Annotated in this window: 22 protein-coding genes; 14 read left to right on the forward strand and 8 right to left on the reverse strand. The window is 64.1% G+C overall.

Going from position 1 to position 26,074, the window contains the following annotated elements; genetic code table 11:
* Positions 1-28: 28 nt before the first annotated feature.
* From lysS to ABWK72_RS12155, 3 genes are all read right to left on the reverse strand, one after another.
* Positions 29-1,498, reverse strand: coding sequence for a lysine--tRNA ligase (gene lysS, locus ABWK72_RS12145; protein WP_367875060.1), 1,470 nt, complete (start codon positions 1,496-1,498; stop codon positions 29-31).
* 146 nt (positions 1,499-1,644) lie between these two features.
* Positions 1,645-3,711, reverse strand: coding sequence for a M56 family metallopeptidase (locus tag ABWK72_RS12150; RefSeq protein ID WP_367875061.1), 2,067 nt, complete (start codon positions 3,709-3,711; stop codon positions 1,645-1,647).
* Complete coding sequence (locus ABWK72_RS12155; protein WP_367875062.1) at positions 3,708-4,100, reverse strand: BlaI/MecI/CopY family transcriptional regulator; 393 nt, start codon at positions 4,098-4,100, stop codon at positions 3,708-3,710. Before ABWK72_RS12155 ends, ABWK72_RS12150 begins: the two co-directional genes overlap by 4 nt.
* Before the next feature lie 199 nt (positions 4,101-4,299).
* Between ABWK72_RS12155 and ABWK72_RS12160 the strand changes: the two genes are divergently transcribed.
* Positions 4,300-4,431, forward strand: coding sequence for a hypothetical protein (locus tag ABWK72_RS12160; RefSeq protein ID WP_367875063.1), 132 nt, complete (start codon positions 4,300-4,302; stop codon positions 4,429-4,431).
* A gap of 97 nt (positions 4,432-4,528) precedes the next feature.
* Here the strand turns inward: ABWK72_RS12160 and ABWK72_RS12165 are convergent, their stop codons facing one another.
* From ABWK72_RS12165 to ABWK72_RS12175, 3 genes are read right to left on the reverse strand one after another with little or no spacing between them, the layout of a single operon-like run.
* On the reverse strand, positions 4,529-5,197 hold the full coding sequence (locus tag ABWK72_RS12165) for an acyloxyacyl hydrolase (RefSeq protein ID WP_367875064.1): 669 nt from the start codon (positions 5,195-5,197) through the stop codon (positions 4,529-4,531).
* Positions 5,198-5,208: 11 nt separating this feature from the next.
* The gene (locus ABWK72_RS12170; protein WP_367875065.1) at positions 5,209-5,724 is read right to left on the reverse strand and encodes a YbjN domain-containing protein; all 516 of its coding nucleotides are present in this window, start codon (positions 5,722-5,724) and stop codon (positions 5,209-5,211) included.
* Between the two features lie 21 nt (positions 5,725-5,745).
* Positions 5,746-6,201 (reverse strand): hypothetical protein, encoded by a 456-nt coding sequence (locus ABWK72_RS12175; protein ID WP_367875066.1) that lies wholly within the window; start codon positions 6,199-6,201, stop codon positions 5,746-5,748.
* A 106-nt stretch (positions 6,202-6,307) separates the two neighbouring features.
* On the opposite strand from ABWK72_RS12175, the gene ABWK72_RS12180 reads away from it, so the two are divergent.
* From ABWK72_RS12180 to ABWK72_RS12205, 6 genes are all read left to right on the forward strand, one after another.
* Positions 6,308-6,664 carry a hypothetical protein gene (locus ABWK72_RS12180; protein WP_367875067.1) on the forward strand — a complete coding sequence of 119 codons (357 nt, stop codon included), beginning with the start codon at positions 6,308-6,310 and terminating at the stop codon, positions 6,662-6,664.
* 140 nt (positions 6,665-6,804) lie between these two features.
* On the forward strand, positions 6,805-8,037 hold the full coding sequence (locus ABWK72_RS12185; RefSeq protein WP_367875068.1) for a TolC family protein: 1,233 nt from the start codon (positions 6,805-6,807) through the stop codon (positions 8,035-8,037).
* Between the two features lie 17 nt (positions 8,038-8,054).
* A complete protein-coding gene (locus tag ABWK72_RS12190; protein WP_367875069.1) occupies positions 8,055-9,197 on the forward strand; it encodes an efflux RND transporter periplasmic adaptor subunit in 1,143 nt (380 codons plus the stop codon).
* Positions 9,198-9,201: 4 nt separating this feature from the next.
* Positions 9,202-12,327: an efflux RND transporter permease subunit gene (locus ABWK72_RS12195; RefSeq protein WP_367875070.1), complete on the forward strand. Its 3,126-nt coding sequence runs from the start codon at positions 9,202-9,204 to the stop codon at positions 12,325-12,327.
* Positions 12,328-12,382: 55 nt separating this feature from the next.
* Positions 12,383-12,856 carry a hypothetical protein gene (locus ABWK72_RS12200; protein WP_367875071.1) on the forward strand — a complete coding sequence of 158 codons (474 nt, stop codon included), beginning with the start codon at positions 12,383-12,385 and terminating at the stop codon, positions 12,854-12,856.
* Positions 12,857-13,012: 156 nt separating this feature from the next.
* Positions 13,013-14,980 (forward strand): heavy metal translocating P-type ATPase, encoded by a 1,968-nt coding sequence (locus ABWK72_RS12205; RefSeq protein WP_367875072.1) that lies wholly within the window; start codon positions 13,013-13,015, stop codon positions 14,978-14,980.
* A gap of 142 nt (positions 14,981-15,122) precedes the next feature.
* Here the strand turns inward: ABWK72_RS12205 and ABWK72_RS12210 are convergent, their stop codons facing one another.
* Positions 15,123-16,400 (reverse strand): hypothetical protein, encoded by a 1,278-nt coding sequence (locus ABWK72_RS12210; RefSeq protein ID WP_367875073.1) that lies wholly within the window; start codon positions 16,398-16,400, stop codon positions 15,123-15,125.
* A 262-nt stretch (positions 16,401-16,662) separates the two neighbouring features.
* Here ABWK72_RS12210 and ABWK72_RS12215 point away from each other — a divergent pair, with 262 nt between their 5' ends.
* The 6 genes from ABWK72_RS12215 to ABWK72_RS12240 all read left to right on the forward strand — a co-directional run bounded on the left by ABWK72_RS12215 (position 16,663) and on the right by ABWK72_RS12240 (position 22,217).
* Positions 16,663-17,031, forward strand: a complete 369-nt coding sequence (locus ABWK72_RS12215) for a hypothetical protein (protein WP_367875074.1) — start codon at positions 16,663-16,665, stop codon at positions 17,029-17,031.
* Positions 17,032-17,319: 288 nt separating this feature from the next.
* Positions 17,320-18,690, forward strand: coding sequence for an efflux RND transporter periplasmic adaptor subunit (locus ABWK72_RS12220; protein ID WP_367875075.1), 1,371 nt, complete (start codon positions 17,320-17,322; stop codon positions 18,688-18,690).
* Positions 18,687-19,367, forward strand: coding sequence for an ABC transporter ATP-binding protein (locus tag ABWK72_RS12225; RefSeq protein WP_367875076.1), 681 nt, complete (start codon positions 18,687-18,689; stop codon positions 19,365-19,367). The genes ABWK72_RS12220 and ABWK72_RS12225 overlap by 4 nt, the downstream gene beginning before the upstream one ends.
* Positions 19,364-20,512 (forward strand): ABC transporter permease, encoded by a 1,149-nt coding sequence (locus tag ABWK72_RS12230; protein WP_367875077.1) that lies wholly within the window; start codon positions 19,364-19,366, stop codon positions 20,510-20,512. The genes ABWK72_RS12225 and ABWK72_RS12230 overlap by 4 nt, the downstream gene beginning before the upstream one ends.
* Position 20,513: 1 nt before the next feature.
* Positions 20,514-21,665, forward strand: coding sequence for an ABC transporter permease (locus ABWK72_RS12235; protein WP_367875078.1), 1,152 nt, complete (start codon positions 20,514-20,516; stop codon positions 21,663-21,665).
* A 21-nt stretch (positions 21,666-21,686) separates the two neighbouring features.
* Positions 21,687-22,217: a hypothetical protein gene (locus ABWK72_RS12240; RefSeq protein WP_367875079.1), complete on the forward strand. Its 531-nt coding sequence runs from the start codon at positions 21,687-21,689 to the stop codon at positions 22,215-22,217.
* A 15-nt stretch (positions 22,218-22,232) separates the two neighbouring features.
* Here the strand turns inward: ABWK72_RS12240 and ABWK72_RS12245 are convergent, their stop codons facing one another.
* Positions 22,233-24,506 (reverse strand): beta strand repeat-containing protein, encoded by a 2,274-nt coding sequence (locus ABWK72_RS12245; protein WP_367875080.1) that lies wholly within the window; start codon positions 24,504-24,506, stop codon positions 22,233-22,235.
* A 186-nt stretch (positions 24,507-24,692) separates the two neighbouring features.
* On the opposite strand from ABWK72_RS12245, the gene ABWK72_RS12250 reads away from it, so the two are divergent.
* A complete protein-coding gene (locus ABWK72_RS12250; RefSeq protein ID WP_367875081.1) occupies positions 24,693-26,069 on the forward strand; it encodes a sulfatase-like hydrolase/transferase in 1,377 nt (458 codons plus the stop codon).
* Positions 26,070-26,074: the final 5 nt, after the last annotated feature.

Consider the following 26,074-nt stretch of genomic DNA (forward strand, 5'->3'; position numbering starts at 1 on the left):
GATAATCACGCGCGCACCATCGACAGAATCAATCCTTCCGCTTCAGCAACGGGAACAGCACCACGTCGCGAATCGTCGGCGCGCCGGCCAGCATCATGATCAGGCGATCGATGCCGATGCCAATTCCACCGGCCGGCGGCATGCCGTGCTCGAGCGTCTCGATGAAATCGTAGTCGACCTTCTGGGTCTCCTCGCCCGACTGGTGCTCCAAGCGCTCGCGCTGGACATCGGGATCGTTGAGCTCGGAATAGCCCGGAGAGATTTCCTGGCCGTTGATGATGAGTTCGTAGACCTCCACCGTCTTGCCGCCGGGGCTCAGCTTCGCGAGCGGGACCAGTTGGCTGGAGACGCGGGTCACGAAGCAGGGATCGAAGCTCTTCTCCTCCACCAGCTTTTCGAAGACCTGCTGGATCACCTCGTGGTCCTCCATCTCCTTCGAGATCTGCACACCGAGCTGCTCGCAGCGTTGGCGGCGTACTTCCGCGCTGAGCGTGAAGAAATCCGCGCCCGCCGCCTCGGCGACCAGTTCGCTGTAGTCGGCGCGCTTCCATGGCCGGGCGAGATTGATGGTGCGGAGCACATTGCCCTCCTCGTCCTTGTGCTCAATTTGCAGGGTCCCGCAGAACTTCTCCGCGAGGTGACAGATCAGCGACTCGACCAGATCCGCCATGATCTCGAAATCGGCGAAGGCCTGGTAGGCCTCCAGCATCGTGAACTCCGGATTGTGGCGGCGTGAGATCCCTTCGTTGCGGAAATTGCGGTTGAGTTCGAAAACCTTGGTGAAGCCGCCGACCAGCAGGCGCTTCAGGAAAAGCTCCGGCGCGATCCGCAGCGTGAGTGGCATGCCGAGCGCATTGTGGAAGGTCTCGAAGGGCCGCGCCGCCGCACCGCCCGGGATGTCCTGCAGCATCGGCGTCTCCACTTCCAGGTAGCCACGCTCGTGGAAGAAAGCGCGGATCTCCGCGAGCATGCGCGAGCGCATGACGAAGATCGCGGCGCTCTCCTCGTTCGACATCAGGTCGAGGTGGCGCTTGCGATACTTGATCTCGCGGTCGGCCACGCCATGCCACTTGTCCGGCATCGGCCGCAGCGACTTCGATAGCACCGTGAACTTGGACACCTTCACCGACGGCTCGCCGGTGCGGGTCAGGAAAGTTTCGCCCTCGATCCCCAGCCAATCGCCGCGGTCGAGGCACTCGAAGATGGCCAGATTTTCCGGGGTGAGCTCCTTGATCGAGATGTAGCCTTGGATGCCGCCGAGGACGTCGCCCACGTGGAAGAAGCAGGACTTGCCCATGTTGCGCAGCCCCGTGATCCGGCCGGCGACCTTCACCGCCATACCTTCGCCGAAATTCGCACGGAGTTCGGCAGGCGTGTGGGTGGTCTCGAAGGCGGAACCGAAGGGATCGACGCCGAGTTCGCGCAGTTTGCCCAGCTTCTCACGACGGACGGCGATGAGTTCAGCTTCGGTGGAATGGGTCTGCGCGGTTTCGGACATGGCGGGGCAGGGAGTAGAGGGATGCGGCGCAAGAGTCCAGAGCCCAGATGCAAGAGATTGGAAAAGAACGGCCCGCGCAGGCACCAGTGCGGGTTCCACAAGGTCACCGTCTTGAAATCCGGCCATTGCGCCAAAGCAACCTGACCCTACTTCATCTCCTCCAAAACCACCGCCAGCCCCCGCCGCTTGCCCCCGCCGGTCGCAGGTAGCTCCATCACGACCACCCAGCCCGGCTCGCAAGCCATGGCCTGCCATTGATAGGAATACGGATCCCGGTTCGTCGGACTGAGCAGCCCGGACCACAATTCGAATCGCGACTCTCCCTTGAGACGTCTCACCTTAAGCTTCACCCTCGGCGCCGCTTCCCAAGGCTGCATCTCCCTGCCGCTCTCCAGCGTGAATTCCCCGAGTTCCTTCCCGCCCATGCCTGCCTGGACCCGCTTCCATTGGTCTTTGGTGAAGATGCCGCGGAAGGATGGTGCAATGTGACTAACCTCACCGTCCTCCAAGTTCTCCAGCAGGATGCCCCGCACCCGCACGCTCACCGGCACCTCTTCCTTCTCGCCCGGATACCGATCCGGCAGGTGCGGCGCATCCTTCAAGGCAATCGGCAGCCCGCCCCGGTCGATCGGCTCGATCTTCGTGAAAATCGTCCCATAAAGCCCGGACCCGACTTCACCCAGAGTGGTCACCAGAAATTCCCCCTCGCGGATTTTGTTTGCCTCCGCATTACCCTGCTTCACCACCAGCCTGTTCCATTCCCGGCCTCGCGGCGATTCCTCGTAATAGGAAGTCACCTCCGAGGTCGGCGCGTAACGCCCGTTTGGCACGAAGCCATAGCGGACACCGCTGCGAACCGAGACCGTCTTGCCGTCCCAGCGCGGCGTGATGCGCAAATTCCATCCGGCGATCACGCGCTCCTGCCCCTGGCGTACCGGCTTCTCGTGAGTCATATCGATGGAGCCGCTCTCGTTCGGTCTAGTTGTGATTGCGGGGAAGTTGATCAGCCGGTTTCCCTTCGTACCTGCAGCTTTTCTCATCACCTCGCCGTATCCTGCGGAGCCAAGAACCTTCCCGTTCTCCGCCAGTGGTTCCGTCGTGAAGAGCACCATGTGCGAGATCTTCAGTTGGAATCGAGCCGTGTCGCCTTTGCCCGCGGTGGTCCTCACCTCCGGGCTCGGCGAAGCCCCGGTCGCTGCAGCCTCGGAACTACCATCCCCGCCGATCCGCACGCAGGAGGCACAAACACCGCAAGCCAGCAAAACCACCACGCTCGCCGATGCAAACCAAGGCCCCGTGCCGGCATCGATGCTTGCGGGCGCGTTCAGGAGCGAGACGATCCGTCTTCGCAAACGCCGCTTCACACCGCTCGCCATCGCCGCCGCCAGCATCCTGCCACCGGGATAGGCCGCAGCCATCCGCACCAAGAAAACGCTGTAAGCACTTCGCTCGCTGGCTTCTGCATGCAGATCGCAGACCTCCTCCCGCGCTGCCGCCCATCGCTTGGCCAAGTGATGGACAAGCGGATTCCACCAGAATACCACCCGCACCAGCGCCATCAGCACCATCCACCGCGAATCCTTCCCCTCAAGATGTCCTTGCTCATGGCGGAGAACCCACCCGAGTTCGCGGGTGGAGCAAGATCCTAACAAACTCTCCGGCAAGACCATCAGAGGCCGTCGGAATCCGGCAACACACGGACTGCCTGCCTCCTTCGAGAGAAGAATATCCTCCACGGCCAAGCCGGGCGGCAAGGCATCCCCAAGCACTTCCGCTTGGGACGGGTGCGGCTTCTCCAGGGCAGCCCGCCAGCGTCCGAGTCTCGCCAGGCTGCCCGCAATCGCAACGAGGCCGAGGCAAGTCCCGCCAAGCCATGCCCACGCCGCAAGTGTCCGGGCGGATGGCAATGCAACAAGCGGCGCTGCATTCTCCGCCAGGCCTTCGTATGCCGTGGTATCGTCAACAGGGATCGTGAAGACCTTCCAAGCCGCCAAGTCAGCGCTAGCGGGTGACACAACTTCAGCGGGAGCCTTCGCTTCGCGGCCGGGAAGCAGCGGTGAGACCCACGGCAGCACTCCAACACTGATCACTGCTGCCAAAGCCAAGACCCCGCGACGCGCAGGCTTGCGGACGAAGACCAGCGCGAGGGACGCCGCAGCGGAAAGCAGCACCGCATGCAGCGCCACATTCATGAGATAGGGCGAAAGGCTCACGGCTTGCCTCCTTTCTTGTGCTTGCCGATCAGCTCCTTCAACTCGCGGATATCCTCGTCACTGAGCCCGCCCTCCTCCACGAGACAGCGGACCAGCGAAAGGCTGGAGCCGCCGAAGAGGCGCTGCTTCAGCTCATCGAGAATCCTCCCTCGCCCGCGCTTCTCCGGCACCGTGGCGCTGTAGAGCCGGGCGCGCTCGCTTTCATCTGGCTTAAGCCAGCCCTTCGCGTGCAGCCGGGTGAGCTGGGTTTGCAGGGTGTTCCGGCTGATCCCTTCGGGGCGTTCGCCATTGACCAGCTCAAGCAGCGCCGCGACCGACACCGGCTGATGCTGCCAGATCAGGTCCATCAGGGCCTGCTCGGCGGGAGAGAGGGGTGGCAAGGACTTCATGCCGCCACTTCCTGACGACAAACGTCGTCACCGTCAACCCTCATTGACGACAAGTGTCGTCATAATCCACTTTTCTTCGCGTGCATTCCCCGGCGGATCGCCCCGATCGCAAAGAGCGCCAGAAACAGAAAGGACATCGCCCTCCGAAAGATCCGCATGAAGGAATCGACACGACCCCACCGCTTCATCGGCCCGGGCCATGCATCGATTTTTCCTCGAGAAGGGCCAGGAGATGCTGGTCCACCACTACTACGACAAGGACCGCCACGGCAGATCCGACCTGCGGATGCTGCCGCTCGAATGGCAGGACAGTTGGACGGTGGTGAAGTAGCGCGGCTCTGTGAGCCGCGTTTGGGAAAGTCCACCCAGACCTCTAAAATTCCGCATCTCCTGCTGCATCCCCCTTACCGCAGCTCAGAAAAGCCCCCTTAAAACCGCCACCCCAGCCCGATAGTAAAGCCCAGCGCGTCGATCCCCGGATTCGGATCCGTCTGCCCGCCGTTCGAGTGGTGGATGAAGTACGCCCCGCCTAGTATTGAAAGATTCTCCGCGATCTCCCGCCGCACACCGAGCTGCGAAAACCAGTTCAAGGTGAAGTCCTGGCCCTGCCCTTGCGCGCCGCCAGCCGAATTCGTCCACCCGAAGCCACCGCCGATCGAGAAGAACAGCGAGGTCTTCGCATCGGGAAACCAATACTCGATCGATGGCGCGCCATTGATCCCGATGTAGTAGTCCTCAGGCCCCTGGACGATCGACTCGCCCAGCATCGAGAAGCGGCTGCGTACCACCACCCGCGAGCCGTCATCCCCCGCAAACCAATTGAGAACCGTCGGACTGCGGAAGGTCAGCTGCGTCGGCATGATCTCGTAGTCGATCTCAGTGTTGTTGCCGATGTTCCAGAGATAGCCCGTCTCGAAGGTCATCTCCCACGAGTCCGCAGGATGACCCGGACTATCCTTCAGGACCTTGTCGATTTGCTCCCGGGTGATCGCGTCATGGTCGTGGCTCCGCCGGTCCGACGTAACACGTTCGGTCGTGGACTGCTCGCTCGCCTGACAAACGGCGGGGGCACAAAGAAGGAGGGCGACGGCTTTCATGATAGTTGGGGTCAAGGCAGATCATCTTCATCCCCCGGCACCGGCGGGATGAAGTCCTCGCGCTGGAGCAGGCGTTTGATATCGAGATCGTCCAGCAGATCCGCCGGCGTGCGCACCACCGTGGTCGCGTAGGGCGCGATCCGGTCGACCTCGGCCACGGCGCAGTGGACCATCGAAGAAATGATGTCGGCATCGTAGCGCTCCTTGTCGAAGAGATTGGTGATCCGGAAAACCACGCGCTGGCGGTCGAGATCGTATTCGAAGCCGCCGAGGTTGAGCGATTTGTTCGCGCGGGCCAGCAACTCCAGCAGGAAGGGCTGGTGATCCTCATCGAGCGGCAGCGGCATCTCGCCCATGATCGCCAGCGCATTCATCGGCGCGTAGGCCTGCACCACCATCTCGATGCGCGTGTGGTGCGCGGTGAAGACCGCCCGCAGGACGTCTTTCCCCTCCACCAGTTCGCAATGCCAGCCTTGCTGGCCGAAGGCTTCTTCCACGGAGAGGATCTGGCGGGATGGCGGGCGCATGACGGAATAATGAACGGCGGATCAGGAAGGAAAGCGGCCGCGGATCGCGGTGGCGAGGAGTTCGCGGCGGTCCTTCGCAACGGGCAAGAGCGAAAGATGGATGCCGGCATTCTTTTCCGCAGAGAAATGCAGGGTCAGACGGGCCTTGTCGACCTCCGCGGCGGCAATTTGGGCCCAGGGGATCACCTGCATATTCACCCCCGGACGGAAGAACGGAAAAATCTCCACCCCGATGGGGCTCAGCAAAATATAGGCGTGGCGGGTGCAGTGCCAGGCCACCCGCATAAGCCCGAAGGCCGCTGCCAGCGGGACCAAGCCCCAAGCCGGATGTGGCAGCACCGGATGGTCCGCCCGATGGGGAGCCAGCAGGAAGAAAACCAGCGTCGCCATGAAGCACACCGCCGCCAGCACCGCGAAGGGCAGCGCCTGCCCGGCGCGGGTGAAGCGCAGCTCCTTTTGCGGTTCGGCGACGGGCATGGGGCCGACTTTCAGCAGCGAATCCCGCCGAGGGAAGCGGGATCTGCGGCGGCGCGAGCCCAGCTTTGGACTTGCAGAAAGCGCCTAACCGGGTTTCTTAGGCTACGTGCGCGGTTGGCTTACATGGCTGCTGATGTTCGGCGTGATCGCCGGACTCGGTGGTCGCGTGCTCGCGGTGGACCATGTCCACGGCAAGCCGAAGAGCCAGGAAAGCCATCAGTGCTGCGGTGATCATCATCACGATGACAACGCTCCCGCCGATGACGACCACGGCCCGGATTGCCCGCCCGGCCCGCACGATCACCACTCTCACGCCTGCTGCCATCCGGCACCGCTGGCGGGAGCGGACGTGCAGTGCCCCGGACTCGCGCCCCCAGCCGCCTTGCGGTTGGACCTGACTTGGCACCGGACCTTCAGGCCGGAAGAGCCGGTCTTTGCCTTGGACAAGCCCCCTTTGATCTGAGCGTCGCCCTGTCGATGCTCCGGCCGGCCTGTGTGCCCGCCGTCCCTCCGTGTGGCCCTTGATTGCCCGCGGATCGTTCCAAGGTTTTTTCCAAGTGATCCTCCCGTCCCGTGTCTCGTGGACGGCACCCCATATTCTCCATGCACCCTCTGTTTGCCCCTGCTGCAGCGGCCCTATGCCTGCTCGCGGCCACCGCGCCCCTCCATGCGGAGCCCGGCGTCGTCATCTCGCTCGCCAGTGTCGGCGACCGCGTCCGCGCCCAAAATCCCGATCTCGCCGCCGCCCGGCTGCGGATCCGCGAAGCGCTCGGCCGGAAGCTCCAATCCGGCCGCCTCGCCAATCCCGAGCTCGAAGTCGAACTCGCCCACGACGCCCGCTACCGCGAGCGTTCGCTCGAAATCGGCTTCTCCCAGCGCTTCCCGGTGACCAACCGGCTGCGGCTGGAAAAGGACGTCTCCGCCACCGAAGTGAAAGTGGCGGAAGCGGAAGTCCGTGAGGTCGAGCGGAAGATCGTCGTCGAAGCCCGCGCGGGCATCGTCAAGGTCCTAGCCGTCCGCAAGCGCCGCGAGCTGATGAAGAACCAATCGGCGCTCTCGCAGGAGTTCGCCGATTTCCTCTCCCAAGCCGCGGCGAAAGGTGAGGGCTCGCCGCTCGATGCCGGCCAGGCCAAGCTCGAAGCCTCCAGCCTGACGCTGGAAATGCGCCAGCTCGATGCCGAAGAAGCCACAGCGGTCGGCACCATCAAGCCTCTGCTCGGAGTCCGGCCGAACGAACCGCTGCACGTTGGCGGCACGTTGCCGGATCCCGTCGTCCCCGGCATCAAGGTCGACCCCGGCAAGCGCCCGGACTTCCAAGCCGCGAAATTGAACGCACAAGCCGCCGGCCAAGGCGTGGCCGTGGAGCAATCGAAGCGCTACGCGGACATGGAGGGCGGCCTCTTCTTCAGCGCCGCCCGCACCGAGGACGCCCCGGAAGGCTACGACCGCGAAGGCATGCTCGGCCTGCGCATCAAGATCCCCCTGCCGCTCTGGGACAAGAACGAGGGCGCGATCGAGGAAGCCAAGGCCCGCCACGAGCGCATGGAAAAAGAAGCCACGGCACTCGCCCGCGGCATCCGCCTCGAAGCCGAAGCCGCGAAAGCCGAGATGGAGCAGTGGGCCAAGCTCATCAGCGAGACCGGCGAAACCCTGCTGCCCCTCGCCGAAGAACAAGCGAAGGCCACCGAGGACGCCTACCGCAAGGGCCAGGGCGAGATCCAAGGAGTCTTCCGCGCCCGTGAGAAGCGCATGCAATTGCTAGCCTCGAGGCTGGATGCCCTGCGCGAATTCCACCTCGCCCGCGTCCGCTACGAGTCGGCGCTCGCCAAGCCCTGAACCATTTCTGTTAGAAAATGAACTTTCCCGCATTCTACATTTTCGGAGCGCTTTTGCTCCCTTGCCTGTCCCTCTCCGCCGCGGAGACCGGGACCGTCCTCCTCTCCGAGGAAGGGGTGAAAAACCTCGGCATCGAGACCGTCGTGGTGGAGGAATCCACCTTTGAAGAAACCGCCTTCGCCCTTGGCCGCATCGAGGCGATTCCAGGCCGCACCGGCGCGGTGAGCAGCCGCATTTCCGGTCGTCTCGTGGAGCTCGGCGTGAACCCCGGCGATACCGTCACCGCCGGCCAGGTCGTCGCGAAGGTGGAAAGCCGCCAGCCCGGCGATCCACCGCCCGTCATTCCCTTGTCCGCCCCCATCAAAGGTCTGGTCATGCACTCGGACGCCCGCCTCGGCGAACCGGTCGAACCCGACAAATCCCTGTTAGAAATCACCGACCTCTCGGAAGTCCACGCCGTCTCGCGCGTGCCGGAATACCAAGCCGGATCGATCAAGCCGGGTGCGAAGGCCAAGATCAAGATCGCGGCGCTCGGCCAGCAGGAATTCGAGGCCACCTTGCTGCGCTTCGCGACTTCCGCCGACCAGGAGAGCGGCACCATCGATGCGTATTTTCAGCTCGCAAATCCGAACGGCATCCTCCGCCCGGGCATGCGCGCCGAGTTCACCATCCTCAGCGGCCTGCGGGAGAATATCCTCTCCGTGCCGAAGGAATCTCTCCAGGGCAATCCGGCGAACCGCCACGTGTATGTAAAGCACGTCAAGATCCCGAACGCCTTCGAACGCGCGAACGTGCAAGTCGGTGAAGCCAGCGGTGACCGTGTCGAGATCCTCGATGGCCTCTTCCCCGGCGACGAGGTGGTCACGCGCGGCTCCTACTCGCTCGGCTTCGCCGGCGGTGGCGGAGGCGTTTCCCTGAAGGAAGCCCTCGATGCCGCCCACGGCCACAAGCACAACGAGGACGGCTCCGAGATGAGTCCCGAGCAGGCCGCCACGGCGAAGGCCGGCGGCGGGGAAGCGGGACATGAACACGGTGAAGCGCACGGCCCCGGCACCCGCGAACTCTTCTTCATGATCTCCACCGGCGTGCTGGCAGTCCTGCTGGTGATCACCTCGATCACCAAGCGGAAGCAGACGGCAGAAACCACCGAGCAAGCTTGAGCCGATGTTGAACATACTCATCCGCTGGTCGCTCCGGAACCGGGCGATCATCATCTCCCTCGCCATCCTCCTCCTCGCGTCCGGTTACAAGACCATGCGCGAATTGCCGGTCGAGGTCTTGCCGGACCTCACCAAGCCGACCGTCACCATCCTGATCGAAGCCCCCGGCCTCGCTCCGGAAGAAGTCGAAACCCTCGTCACCCAGCCGATCGAAAGCTCGCTCATGGGCATCGCCGGGCTCAACCGCTTGCGCTCCACCTCGGACATCGCGCTCTCGCTCGTCTTCGCCGAGTTCGAATGGGGCACCGATATCTATCAGGCCCGCCAGTTCGTCCAGGAACGCCTGCAAAGCGTCCGGGAATCGCTGCCGGAGGGCACCGAGCCCTACCTCACGCCCGTTGCCTCGCTGATGGGAGAGATCCTGCTCATCGGCGTCCGTAGCACGGACGGCACCACCGCGCCCATGGATGTGCGTACGATTGCCGATTGGAATATCCGCATGCGCCTCCAGTCCATCTCGGGAGTCGCCGAAGTGCTGAACATGGGCGGCGGCGTGAAGCAGGCCCAAGTCCAGCCCGATCCATGGCGCATGCAGGCCCACGGCGTCTCGATCGAGGAACTCCAGAAAGCCACCGAGGAAGCCGCCACCAACTCCACCGGCGGCTTCATCGACACCGGCTCACAGGAAATCATGGTCCGCAATCTGGCCATGACCGTCCAACTCGAGGACATCGCGAAGACCGTCATCAAGCTGGTCAACGGCCGTCCCATCAGCATCGCCGATGTCGCGAAAGTTGCCTGGGACACCGAGCCGAAGCGCGGCGATTCCAGCGTGAACGGCACACCGGGCGTCATCATGAGCGTCACCAAGGCACCCGGGTTCGACACGGTGTCGCTCACCGAGAAAATCGAAGCGGCGATCCAAGATCTGCAGCCATCCCTCCCAAAAGGGGTCGAGGCCACCATTCTCTTCCGCCAGCGCGATTTCATCGACCGCTCGATCGACAACCTCCTCGAGGCCATCCGCGATGGCGCGGTGATGGTGGTCATCATCCTCTTCCTCTTCCTGCTCAATTTCCGCACCACCTTCATCACCCTGATGGCGATGCCCCTGAGCTTCGCCATCACGCTGCTGACCTTCAAGTGGTTCGGCATGAGCGTGAATAGCATGACCCTCGGCGGCCTCGCCGTGGCCATCGGCATGGTCGTCGATGATGCCATCGTGGACGTGGAGAACGTCTTCCGGCGCCTGAAGGAAAACTCCGCCCTAACAGACCCGCTGCCCAAGCTGGAGGTGATCGCCCAAGCGTCCGGGGAAGTCCGGAATTCGATCCTCTACGCCACCATCTTGATCGTGCTCGTGTTCGTCCCCTTGCTCGGACTCGCCGGGGTGGAGGGCCGGCTCTTCGGCCCCATCGCCATCGCCACGATCGTCAGCATGATCGCCTCCTTCGTGGTCTCCCTGACCGCGATTCCTGTGCTCTGCTCGCTGCTCCTCAAGGAGGGAACCAAAAGCGGAGCGCACACGGACGGGCGCCTGGTCAGGGCGCTGAAGGAATTCATGCGGGTCACCTTCCTTCGCATCAGCCTCCGGCAACCGGCCATCGTCCTCGGTCTGGTGGCGATTCTTTTCGCCTTCGCGCTGATGCTCTATCCACGGATGAGCAAGGACTTCCTGCCCGCCTTCCACGAGGAGACGGTGATCGTCACCACCGGTGCCGCGCCGGGCACCTCCCTGGCGGAGATGGAGCACCTCGCCAAGGCGGTCGAGAATCAAATCCGCAAGGTGCCCGAAGTGAATCACATTGGCCGCCGCATCGGCCGCGCCGAGCGCAGCGACCATGTCGTGCCGGTCTCGAATGCGGAGTTCGACATCGACTTCAAGAAAGGTGTCAGCACCCGCAGCAATAAGGAGATCCTCGCGGATATCCGCCAGCGGATCAAAACAGTACCCGGCACCTTCAGCGTCCTGTCCGGGCCCTTGGCCCACCGCATCAGTCACCTGCTCAGTGGTGTGACCGCCCCGGTGGCGGTGAAAATCTTCGGCCATGACCTGGATGCGATCATCGATATCGGCGGGAAGATCCAAGCCGTTGCCAAGACGATACCCGGCCTCGAGGATGCCAAGCTCGATCAGCAGGCTCCCATCCCCCAGCTCCGCATCGAACTCGACCGGGAGCGCGCCCTCGCCCACGGCGTGACCCCTGGTGAACTCAATTCCGAACTCTCCATGCTGCTCGGCGGTGCCACCGTCGCCCAACTCCGCGAGAACCAGCGCACCATCAATCTCGCGATCCGGCTCCCTCTCGAATGGCGCAGCGACATCGAGAAGATCCGCGAGCTCCCCGTTCACACCAAGACCGGCAGGAACATCCCTCTGAAGCTCGTCGCCGATGTCCGCGAGGCATCCGGTCCGAGCTCCGTCTTCCGGGAAAACACCCAGCGCCGCTACGTTGTCTCGATCGCACCCACTCAGCGCAATGCCGGCGAACTGGTCCGCCAGCTCCAGGAAAAGGTCGAGCAGGAGATCAAGCTGCCGGAAGGCGTCTTCCTCAGCTACGAGGGCGAGTTCCAGGCGGAGAAAGCCGCGGCCCGGCGGATCGCGGTGCTCTTCAGCATCATCCTCGCCGTCATCGTCATGCTGCTCTGGTCCTACTTCCGCAGCCTCGTGCTGGCCATTCAGGTCCTGCTCAATCTCCCGCTGGCCCTGATGGGCAGCCTCTGGCTCACCTGGATGGTCGTGGGGAATATCAGCATCGCCACCTTGGTTGGATTCATCGCCGTCGGCGGCGTCGCCGCGCGCAATGGGATCATGATGATCTCCCACTACCTGCACCTGATGAAGCACGAGGGGGAAGGCTTCACCGACCGGATGATCGAGCGCGGCACCCTCGAGCGCCTCGTGCCCGTCACCATGACCGCCCTCTGCGCGGGCATCGCGCTGATCCCGTTCGTCATGTCAATGGGCGAACCCGGAAAGGAAATCCTCAGTCCCGTCGCGGTCTGCATCGTCGGCGGTCTGATCACTTCCACCTTGCTCGACTTCGCGGTCACTCCCGCCGTCTTCCGCCTCTTCGGCAGGAAGGCCGCCCGCCAGGCCCTCGAGATGAATGCCCCCGCCACCCATTGAATGAATTCACTGGCAATCACGTCCGAACCGAAAACCGACAACCATACCCGAACCGATGAAACCGAAACTGCTGATCCTCCTCGCCCTGCTCGGAACCCCCTTGGCCTTCGCCGAGGACAAGCACGACCATGGCAAGGAATCCAAGAAAGAGCATGCCGATCATGATCATGATCATGACGAGGATCACGAGCACGATGCCAAGAAGGGTCCGAATGGCGGCCACCTCGTCGAATCGAAGGGCGGCTTCACCCTCGAAGTCACCGTTGATAAGGAACGCAAGGTCCGCATCGTCTTCGTGGACAAAGACAACAAGCCCGCCGCGCTGGCAGCTCAAACCATCACCGGCACCAGCGGCGAGCGCGCCAATCCCGTGAAGCTCGCCTTCGCCAAGGGCAAGGAAGCCGACGCCAATGTCCTCATCTCCGACAAGGCCCTGCCCGAAGGTGCCCACGTCCCGATGATCCTCGTCGTCAAGACCACCGCCGATGCCAAGGCCGTGACCGAACGCTTCGAACTGCACCTGCACTAGAGCAAGGAGGGGGTGTGTCCCGCGCCCCTCACCCTCTCGACACCAGAAGCCCCTTCCGCATCTTGCGGAAGGGGCATTTCTTACCGCTGGCTTATCGCAAATTCGCGCTTTGTGTTCGTGAAGCCCGATCCATCGAAGCCGTGACCCCTCCGAGGCATGCCTGACCATCACGACCACGCCCACGAACCCCACCATGCCTCGGGAGGCTGTGAACACGGCCACGATGACACCCGTCTGCCGCGGACTTTCCTGGTCGCCGCCTCCGGCACCCTAACAGGCACCGGGCTCTTGCTAGGCCGCATTCACGCCGGCCCCGCCTGGCTCCCGACGCTTGCCTTCGCCTTGGCGACCATCGCCGGCGGCCTGCTCGTCTTCCCCGCCGCATGGAAGGCCCTGCGCGCGCTGCGACTGGACATGAATGTCCTGATGACCGTCGCCGTGGCCGGTGCCTGGCTCATCGGCGAGCACGCGGAAGCCGCCGCCGTTGTCTTCCTCTTCGCCCTGTCCGAACTCCTCGAATCATGGGCGGGCACCCGCGCTCGCCGTGCCGTCGCCGCACTGTTAGAGCTCTCACCACCCACCGCCATCGTCATCAGCGATGATGGCTCCGAGCGCGAAGTCCCCGTCGCGGAAGTGGCCACCGGCACCGCGATCCAGGTCAGAAGCGGCAGCCGCATCCCGCTCGATGGCGAGGTCATCTCCGGCACCTCCTCGGTCAACCAAGCCCCGATCACCGGTGAATCCGTCCCGGTCGACAAGCAAGCGGGAGATCCCGTCTTCGCCGGCACCGTCAATGGCGAGGGCTCGCTCAAGGTCCGCGTCACCAAGGCGGCCGGCGATTCCACCCTCGCCCGGATCATCCAACTCGTCGGCGAAGCGGAGGAACAGAAGCCGCCCACCCAGCGCTGGGTCGACCGCTTCGCCGCCATCTACACGCCCGCTGTCTTCGTCATCGCCATCCTCGTCGCGATCATTCCGCCACTCCTCATCGGCCAGCCATGGGGCGCTTGGGTCTACCGTTCGCTCGTCCTCTTGGTCATCGCCTGCCCCTGCGCCTTGGTGATCGCCACGCCCGTCAGCATCGTCTCCGGCCTCACCGCACTCGCGCGCCGCGGCGTGCTGGTAAAGGGCGGCGTCTATCTCGAAGCGGTCGGAAAACTCCGCGCCCTCGCCGTCGATAAAACCGGCACCATCACCGTCGGCAAGCCGCAGGTCGTAGGCATCATTCCTGTCGCCGATCTTGCGGAAGACGAAATCCTGCGCCGCGCCGCCGCCATCAATTCACATTCCGAGCATCCCCTCGCCCGCGCCATCGTCGATGCCGCACAGGGCCGCGGCATCACCTTCGAAGCCACTACCGACTACCAATCCGTCACCGGCCAAGGCGCACGCGCCGTCATCGCCGGGCATCTCCACTTCATCGGGAATCACCGCATGGCTCACGACGCGGGAGTCTGCACGCCGGCGGTCGAAGCCATGCTCGCGGAGATCGAAGCCAAGGGCCAATCGCTCGCCGTGCTCGGCCACGCACCGCATGGCGACTGCGCGGGCGAGATCCTCGGCATCATCGCCATCGCCGATACCCTCCGTCCGGAAGTCACCGAAGCACTCCGCCGCATCCACGCCGCCGGGGTCGAGAAGGTCGTCATGCTCAGCGGCGACAACCAGCGCACCGCCTCCGCCATCGCCGCCCAGGCGGGCATCGACGAAGCCATCGGCGACCTCATGCCGGACCAGAAGGTCGAGCACGTCCGCCAGCTCGTCGCCCGCTACACCCACGCCGGCATGATCGGCGATGGCGTCAACGATGCCCCCGCCCTGGCCATCGCCAGCGTCGGCTTCGCCATGGGAGCCATCGGGAGCGATACCGCCATCGAGACCGCCGACATCGCCTTGATGAAGGACGACCTCCGCAAAGTCGCGGAAGCGATCACCGTCGGCCGGCGTGCCGTGGGGATCATCCGCTTCAATGTCATCTTCGCGCTCTCGATCAAGGCACTCTTCCTCGCCCTCGCCTTCACCGGCCACGTCGGCCTCTGGCTCGCCATCCTCGCCGATACCGGCGCGACCTTGCTGGTGATCCTCAATTCACTGCGCCTCCTAACAACGCCAGCCGTCCGTTAAACGAGAGGCTCTTCCCCTGGGAGCGCGGAGCCACTGGCCCGCAGAATGGTCCAAGTCGCTTCGAGTATGGTGAAGGTATGCAGCAAAGCGACGGAGGTATCCATACGCACCACGTGACGAGTTGTCCTCCCCTACTGTCCCATCACCGTCTCTGCCCGCCTTCCCCCAACACCTCCTCAAAAAACACCGCGAGGTGCCAAGCCATCTCCTCATGCAGATCCCGGAAAATCCCCCTACCCGTCCCCGCGATCCTCTGCAGCCGGGATCGGAAAATCGCATCGCTGAAGCCCATGTGATAAACGTCGTTCATCACATCCCGGCTCCGGTCCGGTAGCTCCATCGCCTTCTGCACCCGGGCCTCCGCCTTCCGGATCATCCCTTGCTCCGCTGTCTCATCAGGATCCGGCGCACCGAGCAACCAACCCGGCATCTCGGAGTCGAAAAAATGGAACGGTCCGCGTGGAGCCTCGTCGCCCAGATAAAGCCCGTCCTCATTGGCACCCGCCACGAAGTCCGGACTCCGCGCACACAGCCGCAGCGCATTCGACCCGCCGAAGGAGAAACCAAACACACCCACCCGCCGCAACTCCGCCTGTGCCGTAACCTGCCCTCCCCGGCCACCGCGCAGAGCCGCCAAGACCCTCTCGATATTTCTACCCCGCTCGGCAAGGCACTTCTCCGCCAGTGCGAGGAACTCGCCCACCTTCGCCTCGCTTGTTAGATCCGGCTCCGCGGGCAAGCCGGTCGTGACTACACTACCATCCGCATAGCGCACCCGGCCTGCCTGGCCCGGATGATCCACGGCCACCACCACCAAGCCGTGACTGACCATCTCCGCCACCTGCCCCAGGTTCTCCGCGCGGTGGCCCGTCCACGAATGCTCGTAGAAGACCACCTTCAGCTTTCCGGATGACGTCGCCACCGGCAATCCCTCCCCGATCGGCAACCTCGCCTTCGCCATCCGCTGAAACGGAAAGCGCGGCACGAGTTCCGGGTCGGCCAGCCAGGGAGAATCACCGCCGCTCTGATCCGAGGGATACCAGACCTGCACCAGCAAGCGCGGCGCATCCCCCTCCGCGGGGATCTCGAAGCTCGTCGTCCCCACCCCGAAGCGCCCCTGCAGCCGGATCTCCGGCTGCGGAAACAACCAGCACAACCCCACGGAAAGCAGCGCACCGCCAATCGCCGCCGGCCTTCCACAGCGCCCCAGCCTTCCACCGCGCCCCGCAAGCGCCAGAACCGCCAAGCCCCCCACCGCCGCCGGCAGCAAAAACTCCCGCGCGCTCCCCGGCAGCCAGCTCGCCGCGATCCCTCCCAAACCAACGCACGCCGCCCACTTCCGCGACCGCTCCCCCGGCAGCACCGCCGCCGCAGCCACACTGCCACAGGCAAGCCATTCGTACCATGTCGCAGTCTGCATCGCCCGGACTCTACCCACATCCACGTCTCCCCGACAATCCCAACGCCCCCAACAACGGACAGCCCCCACTGGGACCGCCCGGCAGAACGGTCCCTCCACGCCCACCCCGAAAACATCCCATCCATCCCAATCCAAATCCAAACATCCTGCCTTTCATCTGCGTCCATCCGGCTGTTATCTGCGGTTGAAATTCCCCCTCCACGGCCACCGCCCGGGAATATCGCCTTGTCCCCGCCCTCCTATGATGCGAATGCTTCGGGAGATGCGACGGGCAATTGCGGTATTCCTGCTGGCCTGCCTCGGGATGATCATCCCGCTGGCAGCCTCGCCGGTACGCATCTGCCTGCTCGAATCCAGCGTGGCGGAGCAGGAGTCCTGCTGCTCGAAGTGCAGGAAGGAACACAAACACGAGCCAAGCTGCTGCGTGGACGTGGACGAACTTCCGGACGCACCGCTCGCCACCCTTCCCGAAGGTCTACCACCGATTGTGGCGATCGACCTCCCGCCACCGGTCTTCCTGTTGCCGCCCGTGAACCTTGTTCCCGCCGCGGCCCTCGAAATGTTCGAGCCGATCCGTGGCCCGGACACGCCCTGCAGTTTCAGGGCGAGATTGGGAGTCTGGAGACTGTGAAGCCTTGCGTAGCGTCGCCGAAACCGTCTTCGACGGTTTGAGCGACGCGACAGCGCCCGGGACCGCGGAGGCTCCGCCCCGCAGAACGGTCCCTGCCGGCATGTTTCCCGCGCGAGACTGAAATCGCCCAAAAGGCCTTTGCCACCCTCTCTTCGTCCCAACGGGACGGTTCATAAAAGCCCGGCACGCAGCCGGGTTAGCGACCCCGAGATCACCGCGTCCTACAGGGACACCTCATGCGGGGAAACGCCAAATCCTCGGAATCGTCCCGCCCATCCCCTAGTCGCCATGACTCCCTCTCTCGATACCCTCACCAACCGTGAGCCCGAAACCACCGCCCCGCGGAGATTCCCGGCATGGCTGCTGCCAGCCGGCCTCCTGGCTGGCTTCGCGGTCCTTTTCCTCGCGCTCTTCCGCGACCGCCTGCTACCCGCACCGAAGGTCACCACCGCCCTCGTCCTCGCCACCGCCAGTCAGGAAAGCGGCACCGCCTCACCGGCATCCTCCGGCAGCATGCTCTTCCAAGCCAGCGGCTGGATCGAGCCCGATCCCCTGCCAATCAAAGCCACCGCCCTCATCGATGGCGTCGTCGCCGAGGTCCACGCCCTGGAAGGCCAAACGGTCCAAAAAGGCGACCTGCTGGCCACCCTGATCGATGCCGATGCCAAGCTCGCACTCACTGCCGCGGAGAGAACCCGTGTGGCCCTCATTTCCGCCTGCACCGCCCATGAGGCCTCGGTCGAGACCCTGAAGAAAAAACTCCAGGGAGCCGTCACCCGCATCGTCGCCGCCAAGACCTCCGAAGACGAAGCAGAGGATCGCTACTCCCGCCTCAAGGACCTCAAGGGCGCGATCTCCGCCTCCGACATCGTGTCCGCCCGCCTGCGCCACGAACGCGAGCAATCCATGCACATGGCAGCGCAAGCGGAAGCCTCCGAACTCGAAGCCGAGATCATCCGCGTGAATCTCGAAACCAAGTCGAAGGCCGATGAGATTGCCACGGCCGAAGTCGCCATCGACCAAGCGCGCCTCGCCCTTGAACGCACCCGCATTCTCTCCCCTATCACCGGCCGCGTCCTCCGCCTCAACGCCGCGCCGGGACAAAAGAAAATGCTGCTAATGGACGACCCCGACAGCTCGACCATCGCCATCCTCTACGATCCCGCCCATCTCCAGGTCCGGGTCGATGTCCCTCTGGCCGATGCCGCAAACCTGAGCGCCGGCCAGAAGGCCAAGGTTCGCTGCAGCCTCCTGCCCGACAAGGTCTTCGAAGGCGAAGTCACCCGCATCATCGGCGAGGCCGACCTCCAGCGGAACACGCTGCAAGCCAAGGTCCGCATCGACAACCCCACCGAACAACTCCGCCCGGAAATGCTCTGCCGCGTCGAGTTCCTCGGCAGCGCCACGTCAACCACCCCGGGAGGAGGCGGCGGCTCGCTCGCCACCTGGGCGCAACAGGCTGCCATCGACGGCAACAGCGTCTGGGTCTGCGATCCCGAATCGAAGCGGGTCAGCAAGCGCGCCATCGAGGCGAGCTCCGAATCCCGCGAGGGCATGGTCCGGATTACCGCAGGCCTCCGCCCCGGCGAGCAAGTCATCCTTTCCCCACAGGGCCTGCGCGACGGCCAACGCGTCAACCCCAGCCCGAACACACCATGAGTGAACCGATGATCGAATGCCGCGGCCTCTCGAAAAGCTACCACAAGGGCAGCACCGTGGTGACGCCGCTGGAGAAGCTCGACCTGAGCGTCGCGAAGGGCGAATTCCTCGCGCTCATGGGTCCCTCCGGCTCGGGCAAGACCACGCTCCTCAATCTCCTCTCCGGCATCGACTCGCCCTCCGAAGGCGCACTGCTGATCGAGGGCAAGGACATCGCAAAATTCTCCCGCCGCGAGCTGACCAAATGGCGGGCAGCCCATGTCGGCTACATCTTCCAGCTCTATCACCTCGTGCCGGTGCTGACCGCCTTCGAGAATGTCGAGCTGCCACTCTTGCTGTCTCCAATGTCCAAGAAAGAACGCCACTCGCGGGTCGGATCGGCACTGGACCTGGTCGGCTTGAGCGACCGCATGCACCACAACCCCTCCGAGCTCTCCGGCGGGCAGGAGCAGCGCGTGGCCATCGCCCGCGCCCTCGTCGCGAATCCATCCCTGCTGGTAGCGGACGAACCGACCGGCGACCTCGACCGCGAAGCGGCGACGCGCATCCTCGACCTGCTCCGCCAGCTTTCGCGCGATCACGGCAAGACCATCGTCATGGTCACCCACGATCCCCGCGCCGCGGAAGCCGCCGACCGCACCCTGCATCTGGAGAAAGGCCAACTCATCCTGTCATGAATGCGATCGCCAATCTACTACGGCTCTCGTGGATCCAGCTCACCCGGCACAAGGTCCGCTCACTGCTCACCGTGCTCGGCGTCGCCGCCGGCATGTTTCTCTTCACCGCTGTGGAAACTTTGCAACGCGCCTTGGCGAAGGCGACCGAAACGACGGCGGCGGACACCACGCTCGTCGTCTACCGCCAGAACCGCTTCTGTCCCTCCGCCAGCAAGCTCCCGGAACACTACGCGGAGGAGATCCGCCGCATCGAGGGCGTGCGCGAGGTCATCCCCGTGCAGATCGTGGTGAACAACTGCGGGGCCTCGCTCGACGTCATCACCTTCCGCGGCGTGCCGGACGATGAACTCGAAAAATTCGCGCCCGAGATCAAGGTCACCGAAGGCAGCATGCAGGAGTGGAAGAACCGCGGCGATGGCGCATTGCTGGGCGAAGTCTTCGCCCGGCGCCGCGGCCTGAAACCCGGCGACCGCTTCAGCGGCGCGGGCGTCACTGTCGTGGTCGCGGGCATCATCTCCTCGCCCTTCCCGCAGGACAACAACGTCGCCTACGTGAAGCTGCCCTTCTTGCAACACGCCTCGAAGGTCGGCCTCGGCACCGTCACGCAATTCAACGTCCGCGTGCACTCCTCGAAGGACCTCGGCCCGGTGGCGAAGGCCATCGACGAACGCTTCCACTCCGACGCCCAACCCACCGACACCCGCCCGGAGAAAGCCTTCTTCGCCGAATCCGCAGGACAGTTGATCCAACTGATCGGCTTCACCCGCTGGCTCGGCATCGGTGCCGTGCTCGCCGTGGGAGCGCTGGTCGCAAACGCACTGCTTCTCGTCGTGCGCGGACGCGTGAAGGAAAACGCGGTGCTGCGCACACTCGGCTATCCCGGACGCGCGATTGCCTGCCTGGTCGTCAGCGAGGGCGGCATGCTCGGCCTCATCGGCGGTGCCACGGGTGTCGGCCTCGCCGCCGCCTTCCTGCACTGGCGCAGCTTCACCATGGGCAATGAAGGCCAGACCCTCGCCATCCAACCGGACGCCGTGGTCGTCGCCACCGGCATCGCCGCCGCGCTGCTGTTAGGCGTCATGGCTTCCCTCTGGCCCGCCTTCCAGGCGATGACCCAACCGATCGTGAAGAACTTGAGAAACTGAGATGCTGCCCTTCACCTACGCCGTGCGGAATCTCTTCCGCTCGAAGACCCGCCTGCTCCAGACCGTCGGCGGCAGCGCCCTCGTCGTCCTATTGGTCATGGCGGCCGTGGCGATCAATACCGGCATGAAGCGCGTCCTCTCCGCCTCCGGCTCGCCCCACAATGTCATCCTCGTCGGGGCCGGATCGGAAGAAAGCATCCAGCGCAGCGAGGTCTCCGAGGCCGCCGCCGGCATCGCGGAAGCCACCGTGCCCGGCATCTCCGAATCACTCGGCGTGCGCGCGGTCTCGACCGAGATCCACTACATGAACAACGTCATCCTCCCCGGCGGCGAGAAGAAGCAAGCCACCTTCCGCGGCGTCACCCCGCAGGCCCTGCGCGTGCATCCCGAACTGCGCCTCATCGAAGGCAGCTTCCCCCAAGCAGGCCAGGTCATGGTCGGTCGTCTCGCATGGAAAAAGCTCGGCATCCCCGAAAGCGAACTGAAGCCTAACAGCCATCTCAACCTCGACGGCCAGGACCTCGCCATCTCCGGCGTCTTCGCCGCCCCCGGCACCGTCCTCGAATCCGAAATCTGGGCGACCCTCGGCGATCTGCGCGTCCTCTCGAAGCGCGACACCATCTCCTGCGTGACCCTCCGCCTCGATAACCCCGAGGACTTCTCCGAAGCCGATCTCTTCGCCAAGCAGCGCCTTGATCTCGAACTCAGCGCCCTCCGCGAGAGCGACTACTATGCGCGCCTCGGCAGCTTCTTCCAACCGCTGCGCGCCATGACCTGGATCACCGCTGCACTCATCGCTGCAGGTGCCGTCTTCGGCGGGATCAATACCCTCTACGCCGCCTTCGCCTCACGCGTCCGCGAGATGGCCACCTTGCAAGCGATCGGCTTTGGCCGCGGCTCGCTCCTCGCCAGCCTTGTGCAAGAAAGCACGCTCGCCTGCCTCACCGGCGCGCTGGTCGGCTCGGCACTCGCGATGCTTCTGTTAGACGGTCAAACGATCCCCTTCTCGATCGGCGCGTTCACTTTGGAGATCGGCCCCGAGGTCGCCCTCACCGGAATTCTGACTGGACTTCTCCTCGGCCTGCTGGGTGCCATCCCTCCCGCGATCCGCTGCCTGAAACCTTCCCTTCCCTCTGCCCTTCGCTCATCCTGACCCAAAACATCACGAAACCATATGAAAACCATCGTCGGCTTCACCATCGCTATTCTCCTCACTTCTTGCGGGAAAAAGCCTGAAACCGTGACCACCGTTCCGGCCGCCGCCGCGCCCAGTCCGGCCCTCTCCAAGGTCCTTTCCGCCACCCCCGCCGGCACTCCCGTGGCGATTCACACCGCTCGTTCTACTGCCAAGCCCGGGGAAACGATCACCCTCTCCGGCAAGATCATGGGCAATGCCTCGCCCTTCGTCGCCGGCCGCGCCGCCTTCATCCTCGGCGATCCCGAGCTGATCACGCCCTGCAATGAAATGCCCGGCGACACCTGCGAGACCCCTTGGGATGCCTGCTGCGATACCCCGGAAAAGAAGAAGCAAGGCACCGCCACCATCCAGGTCGTCGATGCCGAAGGCCGCGCCCTCAAGGAACCCCTCGAAGGCGTCGGCGGCCTCGCGAACCTCGCCAAGGTCACCGTCACAGGCACCGTCGCCAAGGAATCCACCGCAGACCTTCTCTTGGTGAACGCCACCGCGATTCAGGCGGGGAAGTGAGGCTTGGCGCGTGGATCAAGGCGCCGGTTGGGTGATCTTGAGGCGCGCGAACTCCTTGGGTAAGCCGGTCGTCAGCGTGTAGGAGATGTCGGGAGTGTCATCGGCGGTGCCTTCGGTCACCACGGTCGCCCAAGGATCGGAAACTCCGAGGTCGGTGGACTCCTCGATTTCGAAGATCACGTCGTTGTTCGCAATGGCGTCACTGCCTTTGACGAAGGTGACCGTGCTGCCCGAGAAGGTGCCCGGCGGCTGGCTGGAAACCGTCGGATTCGTGCCCAAGGCATACTCGATGAGATTGGCCAGCCCGTCGTTATCAAAGTCGCCGGAGGCGGGCTCACCGGTGATCCCGTTGGCGCTTGCCCAAGTGGAGTAGCCGCCGGAAGGCGGGGAGCCGATGTTGAGCCTGCCGGTGCCGGTGATCTGGCTGATCCCGATGACCGGTGCCGGCGATCCGACGACTCCGTAAACGCCGTCCGCCAAGGGCGGATTGCTGCCGATGACGAGACCACCCACCGTGTCGGTGCCGGCGAAATCCAGTTGGAGCGTGGCCCCGGTCTCGGCGATCGTGACCGTGGAGGATTCGTTGTTCGAATTGACGGTGCCGAGGACGAGCGTGCCGGCATTGACCACGGTATCGCCGGCATGGGAATTCGTGCCGGAAAGGGTCAGGATGCCCGTGCCCGTCTTGGTGATTCCACCCGTACCGGAAAGACTGCCGCCGAGGGAGATATCGAAGGGTACGTCCGCGGCATTGGCGGCCTTGAAGGTGACGTTTCCATTTGTCGTCCCGAGCGTCATGTCCAGGCCGGAGATCCAATTGGCACTGGCTCCCACCGTGCCGCCGGACAGATTGATGGCGTAGGTGGAGGTGCCGGTGCCGCGGTTGACGATGCCGCCCGGGGCAGTTGTTCCCGTGCCGTTGGACTGGACGGTTCCACCGATGTAGAGGCTGCCGCCGGTCATGTTGAGCGTGGCGGTTCCGGAAGTGGAGTTCACATCGCCGCCGGAGACGGCTCCGGCGCTCTTGTTGCTGCCGTTGAAGCGCAACTCCTTGGCCGTGGTCGTTCCGCCGCTGAGATTGACCGTGCCGCCCGGCAACGGAACGGTGGTGACGGTTCCGCTGGAGTTGATGACCATGATGCCGCCGGAGGTGCCGGCCACGCCATTGCCAATCACGTTGAAGACACCGCTCCGGACGTCCAGGATGCCAGGTCCATTCGAGCGGCCGATTTGCACTTGGACGTCCGTCGTATTGGTCGCCGTCGAATTGACCGTGCCGCCATCGATCACGAATTTGCCGAGGTTCGCGGTGTTGTTGCGGCCGACGGTGATCTGGCCGGTGCTGTTGAGAATTGCAGTGCCGCTGATTTCCACGTACGCCGTGCGCTCGTTGGCGATCTGGAAGCTGCCGCCGGTAGCGAGGATGCCGCCGGAGAATTTGAAGCCGCCGGTCTCCGTGGCTTGGTCACCGATGTTGATGGTGTTTCCCGCACCACCCGTGGTGAAGGTGCCGCCAGTCACCGCCAAGGTGCTGGCTGCGGCAACGAAGGCCGAGCTGCCTGACACGGAGCCATTGAAGGTCCCGTTCACGGCACCGGGGATGCTGCCGCCGCTGAGCGTCAGGGTTTTGTCCTCGGTTTGGAACTGGAGGTTCTTCCACGACAGAGCGTTGCCGATGGCTGTGTTCGCATTGACCTTCAAGGCACCGGTGCTGCCATTCCGGCCGGAGACCGTGAGGTTCCCGCCGGTCAGGGTGTAGCTGCCTGTGGCGGCCTCATAGAGTACGAGGCTGTCCGCTGCCTGATTGCCCGAAACCGTGACAGTCCCCGCGGTTTCCGTTCCGTTGCCGATGATCGCGTCGTGATTGAAGGAGAAATGAATCGCGCTTCCGATACCGAGCGTGTTGGTGGAAACCGCGCTCAGCGTAACGACGTTGTCGGTGATGTCGGTGATCGTGGTGCCGGCCGGAAAGCGGTCATTGGAGAGCACTTGGCCGACAGCGAGGTCCGCGGTGCTTGCAAGGGTGATCGTGTTCACACCGTTCAAGAGCGCCACGGTGAGCGTCGTCTGCGCGGAAGCGGGGAACAGGACATCGCCTCCATCAGAGGCCCAATTCGCGGTCGTATTGTCCCACGGGCCTTCACCGTCGCTGCCGAGGCCGTTCAGGAGCGGATCCCAAGTGAGGGTGGCTGCCGGCGCGGAGTGGCCGGCGAGCAGGACGGTGATGGAGGCGGCGAGGATGAGAGCGGCACGGCGGGAAGAGAGGGCTAGGGTCGCGGGAATTTTCATGGGCTTTGATCGAGATATGCACAAGGAAGAGGCATATCTGTTTCAAAGTTGTATAACAAATTCCAGGGGTCGCCATAGTCCCTAAAACGGGGACAAGACGGGAAGCCGCAGGCTGGTCCAGACGAACCAGCAGCGCGGCGCTATTGCGTTGACCAGCCTTCCGCTGCCCCGGAGGTTTGCGGCGTGATGATCCACCGCGCGTGCCGGATGTTGTTCGTGATGCTAACGGTTTCCTGGTGCGGAACCCGATTGGAAGCCGCGGAAGCGGTGAGACCCAACATCATCGCGATCCTGGTGGACGATGTGGGCGTGGGCGACTTCGGATTCTCCGGGGGAAAGGACTTCCCGACGCCGAACATCGACGCGCTCGCCAAGGAAGGCTGCGTTTTCACGAACGGCTACGCGCTCCCGTCCTGCTCTCCGACGCGGGCCGCGCTTCTAACAGGGCGCTACCCTTCGCGATTCGGCATCGAGGATAACCGACCGCTCGATGGCCCGCGGGATGGCATGGATGTGTCCCAGGTGACGCTACCGGCCAAGCTGCGTGAAGCGGGATACGAGACGGTGTTGATCGGCAAGTGGCACCTTGGCAAAGGGGATCAATTCCAGTTCGCCCCGCGCAACCGCGGCTTCGACGATTTTTTCGGCTACTTCGGCGCGGCGGGCCGTTACGTCGATCCGGTGCTCTCGCGCAACGGGGACGAGAAGCCGCGCGAGGGCTACCTCACCGACATTCTAACAGACGAAGCCAACGCGTTCCTGCGCCGGAAGCACGACAAGCCCTTCTTCCTGCATCTCGCGCACATGGCGGCGCATCTGCCGCAGGTGGCGAAGCCGGAGGATCTCGCGCGGGTCTCCCAGCTCTCCGGCAAGCGCAAGGTCGCTGCGGCCATCCTCAGCAATCTGGATGACAACATCGGCCGGCTGATGGCCACCTTGAAAGAGACGGGTCTCGACGAACGGACGCTGGTCTTCTTCATCAGCGACAACGGCGGCGAACCGCCGGTGCTGGGAACGAGCAACGGCCCTCACCGCGGGATGAAGTTCGACGTGCTCGAAGGCGGCATCCTCGTGCCCTTCGTGGCGCGCTGGCCGGGGCGCATCCCGGCGGGCGGGAAGTTCGATCCGATGGTGCACGTCATGGACGTTTTCAGCACCAGCCTGGCCGCGGCCGGAGTGGCGGTGCCGGATGGTATCGATGGGGTGAACCTCCTGTCTCATCTGTCCGGTGAGAAGAAGGAGCCGCCGCATTCGCAACTCTGCTGGATCTACAACGATCACAAGGAGTGGCGGATTCCCGGGCGCGATACGAACCTCGCGCGACCGCTGCGCGCGATCCGCGAGGGGGACTGGAAGCTGGTCATGGAGGGAGGTAATCCTCCGGAGCTCTACGCACTCGGCACGGATCCGGGGGAGGCTCGCAACGTCGCCGCCGATCATTTCGATGTCGTCGAGCGCATGAAGAAGAACTTCGACACGTGGAAGGCGGGGATGAAGCCGCAGGTGATCCCCGACGATCACCCGCTCTATGGTCGCTTCAAGAGCATGAAGCCAAAACCCTAGCGGGC

The sequence above is a fragment of the Luteolibacter sp. Populi genome, from assembly GCF_040801775.1.
In the GTDB taxonomy this organism is placed as follows: domain Bacteria; phylum Verrucomicrobiota; class Verrucomicrobiia; order Verrucomicrobiales; family Akkermansiaceae; genus Haloferula.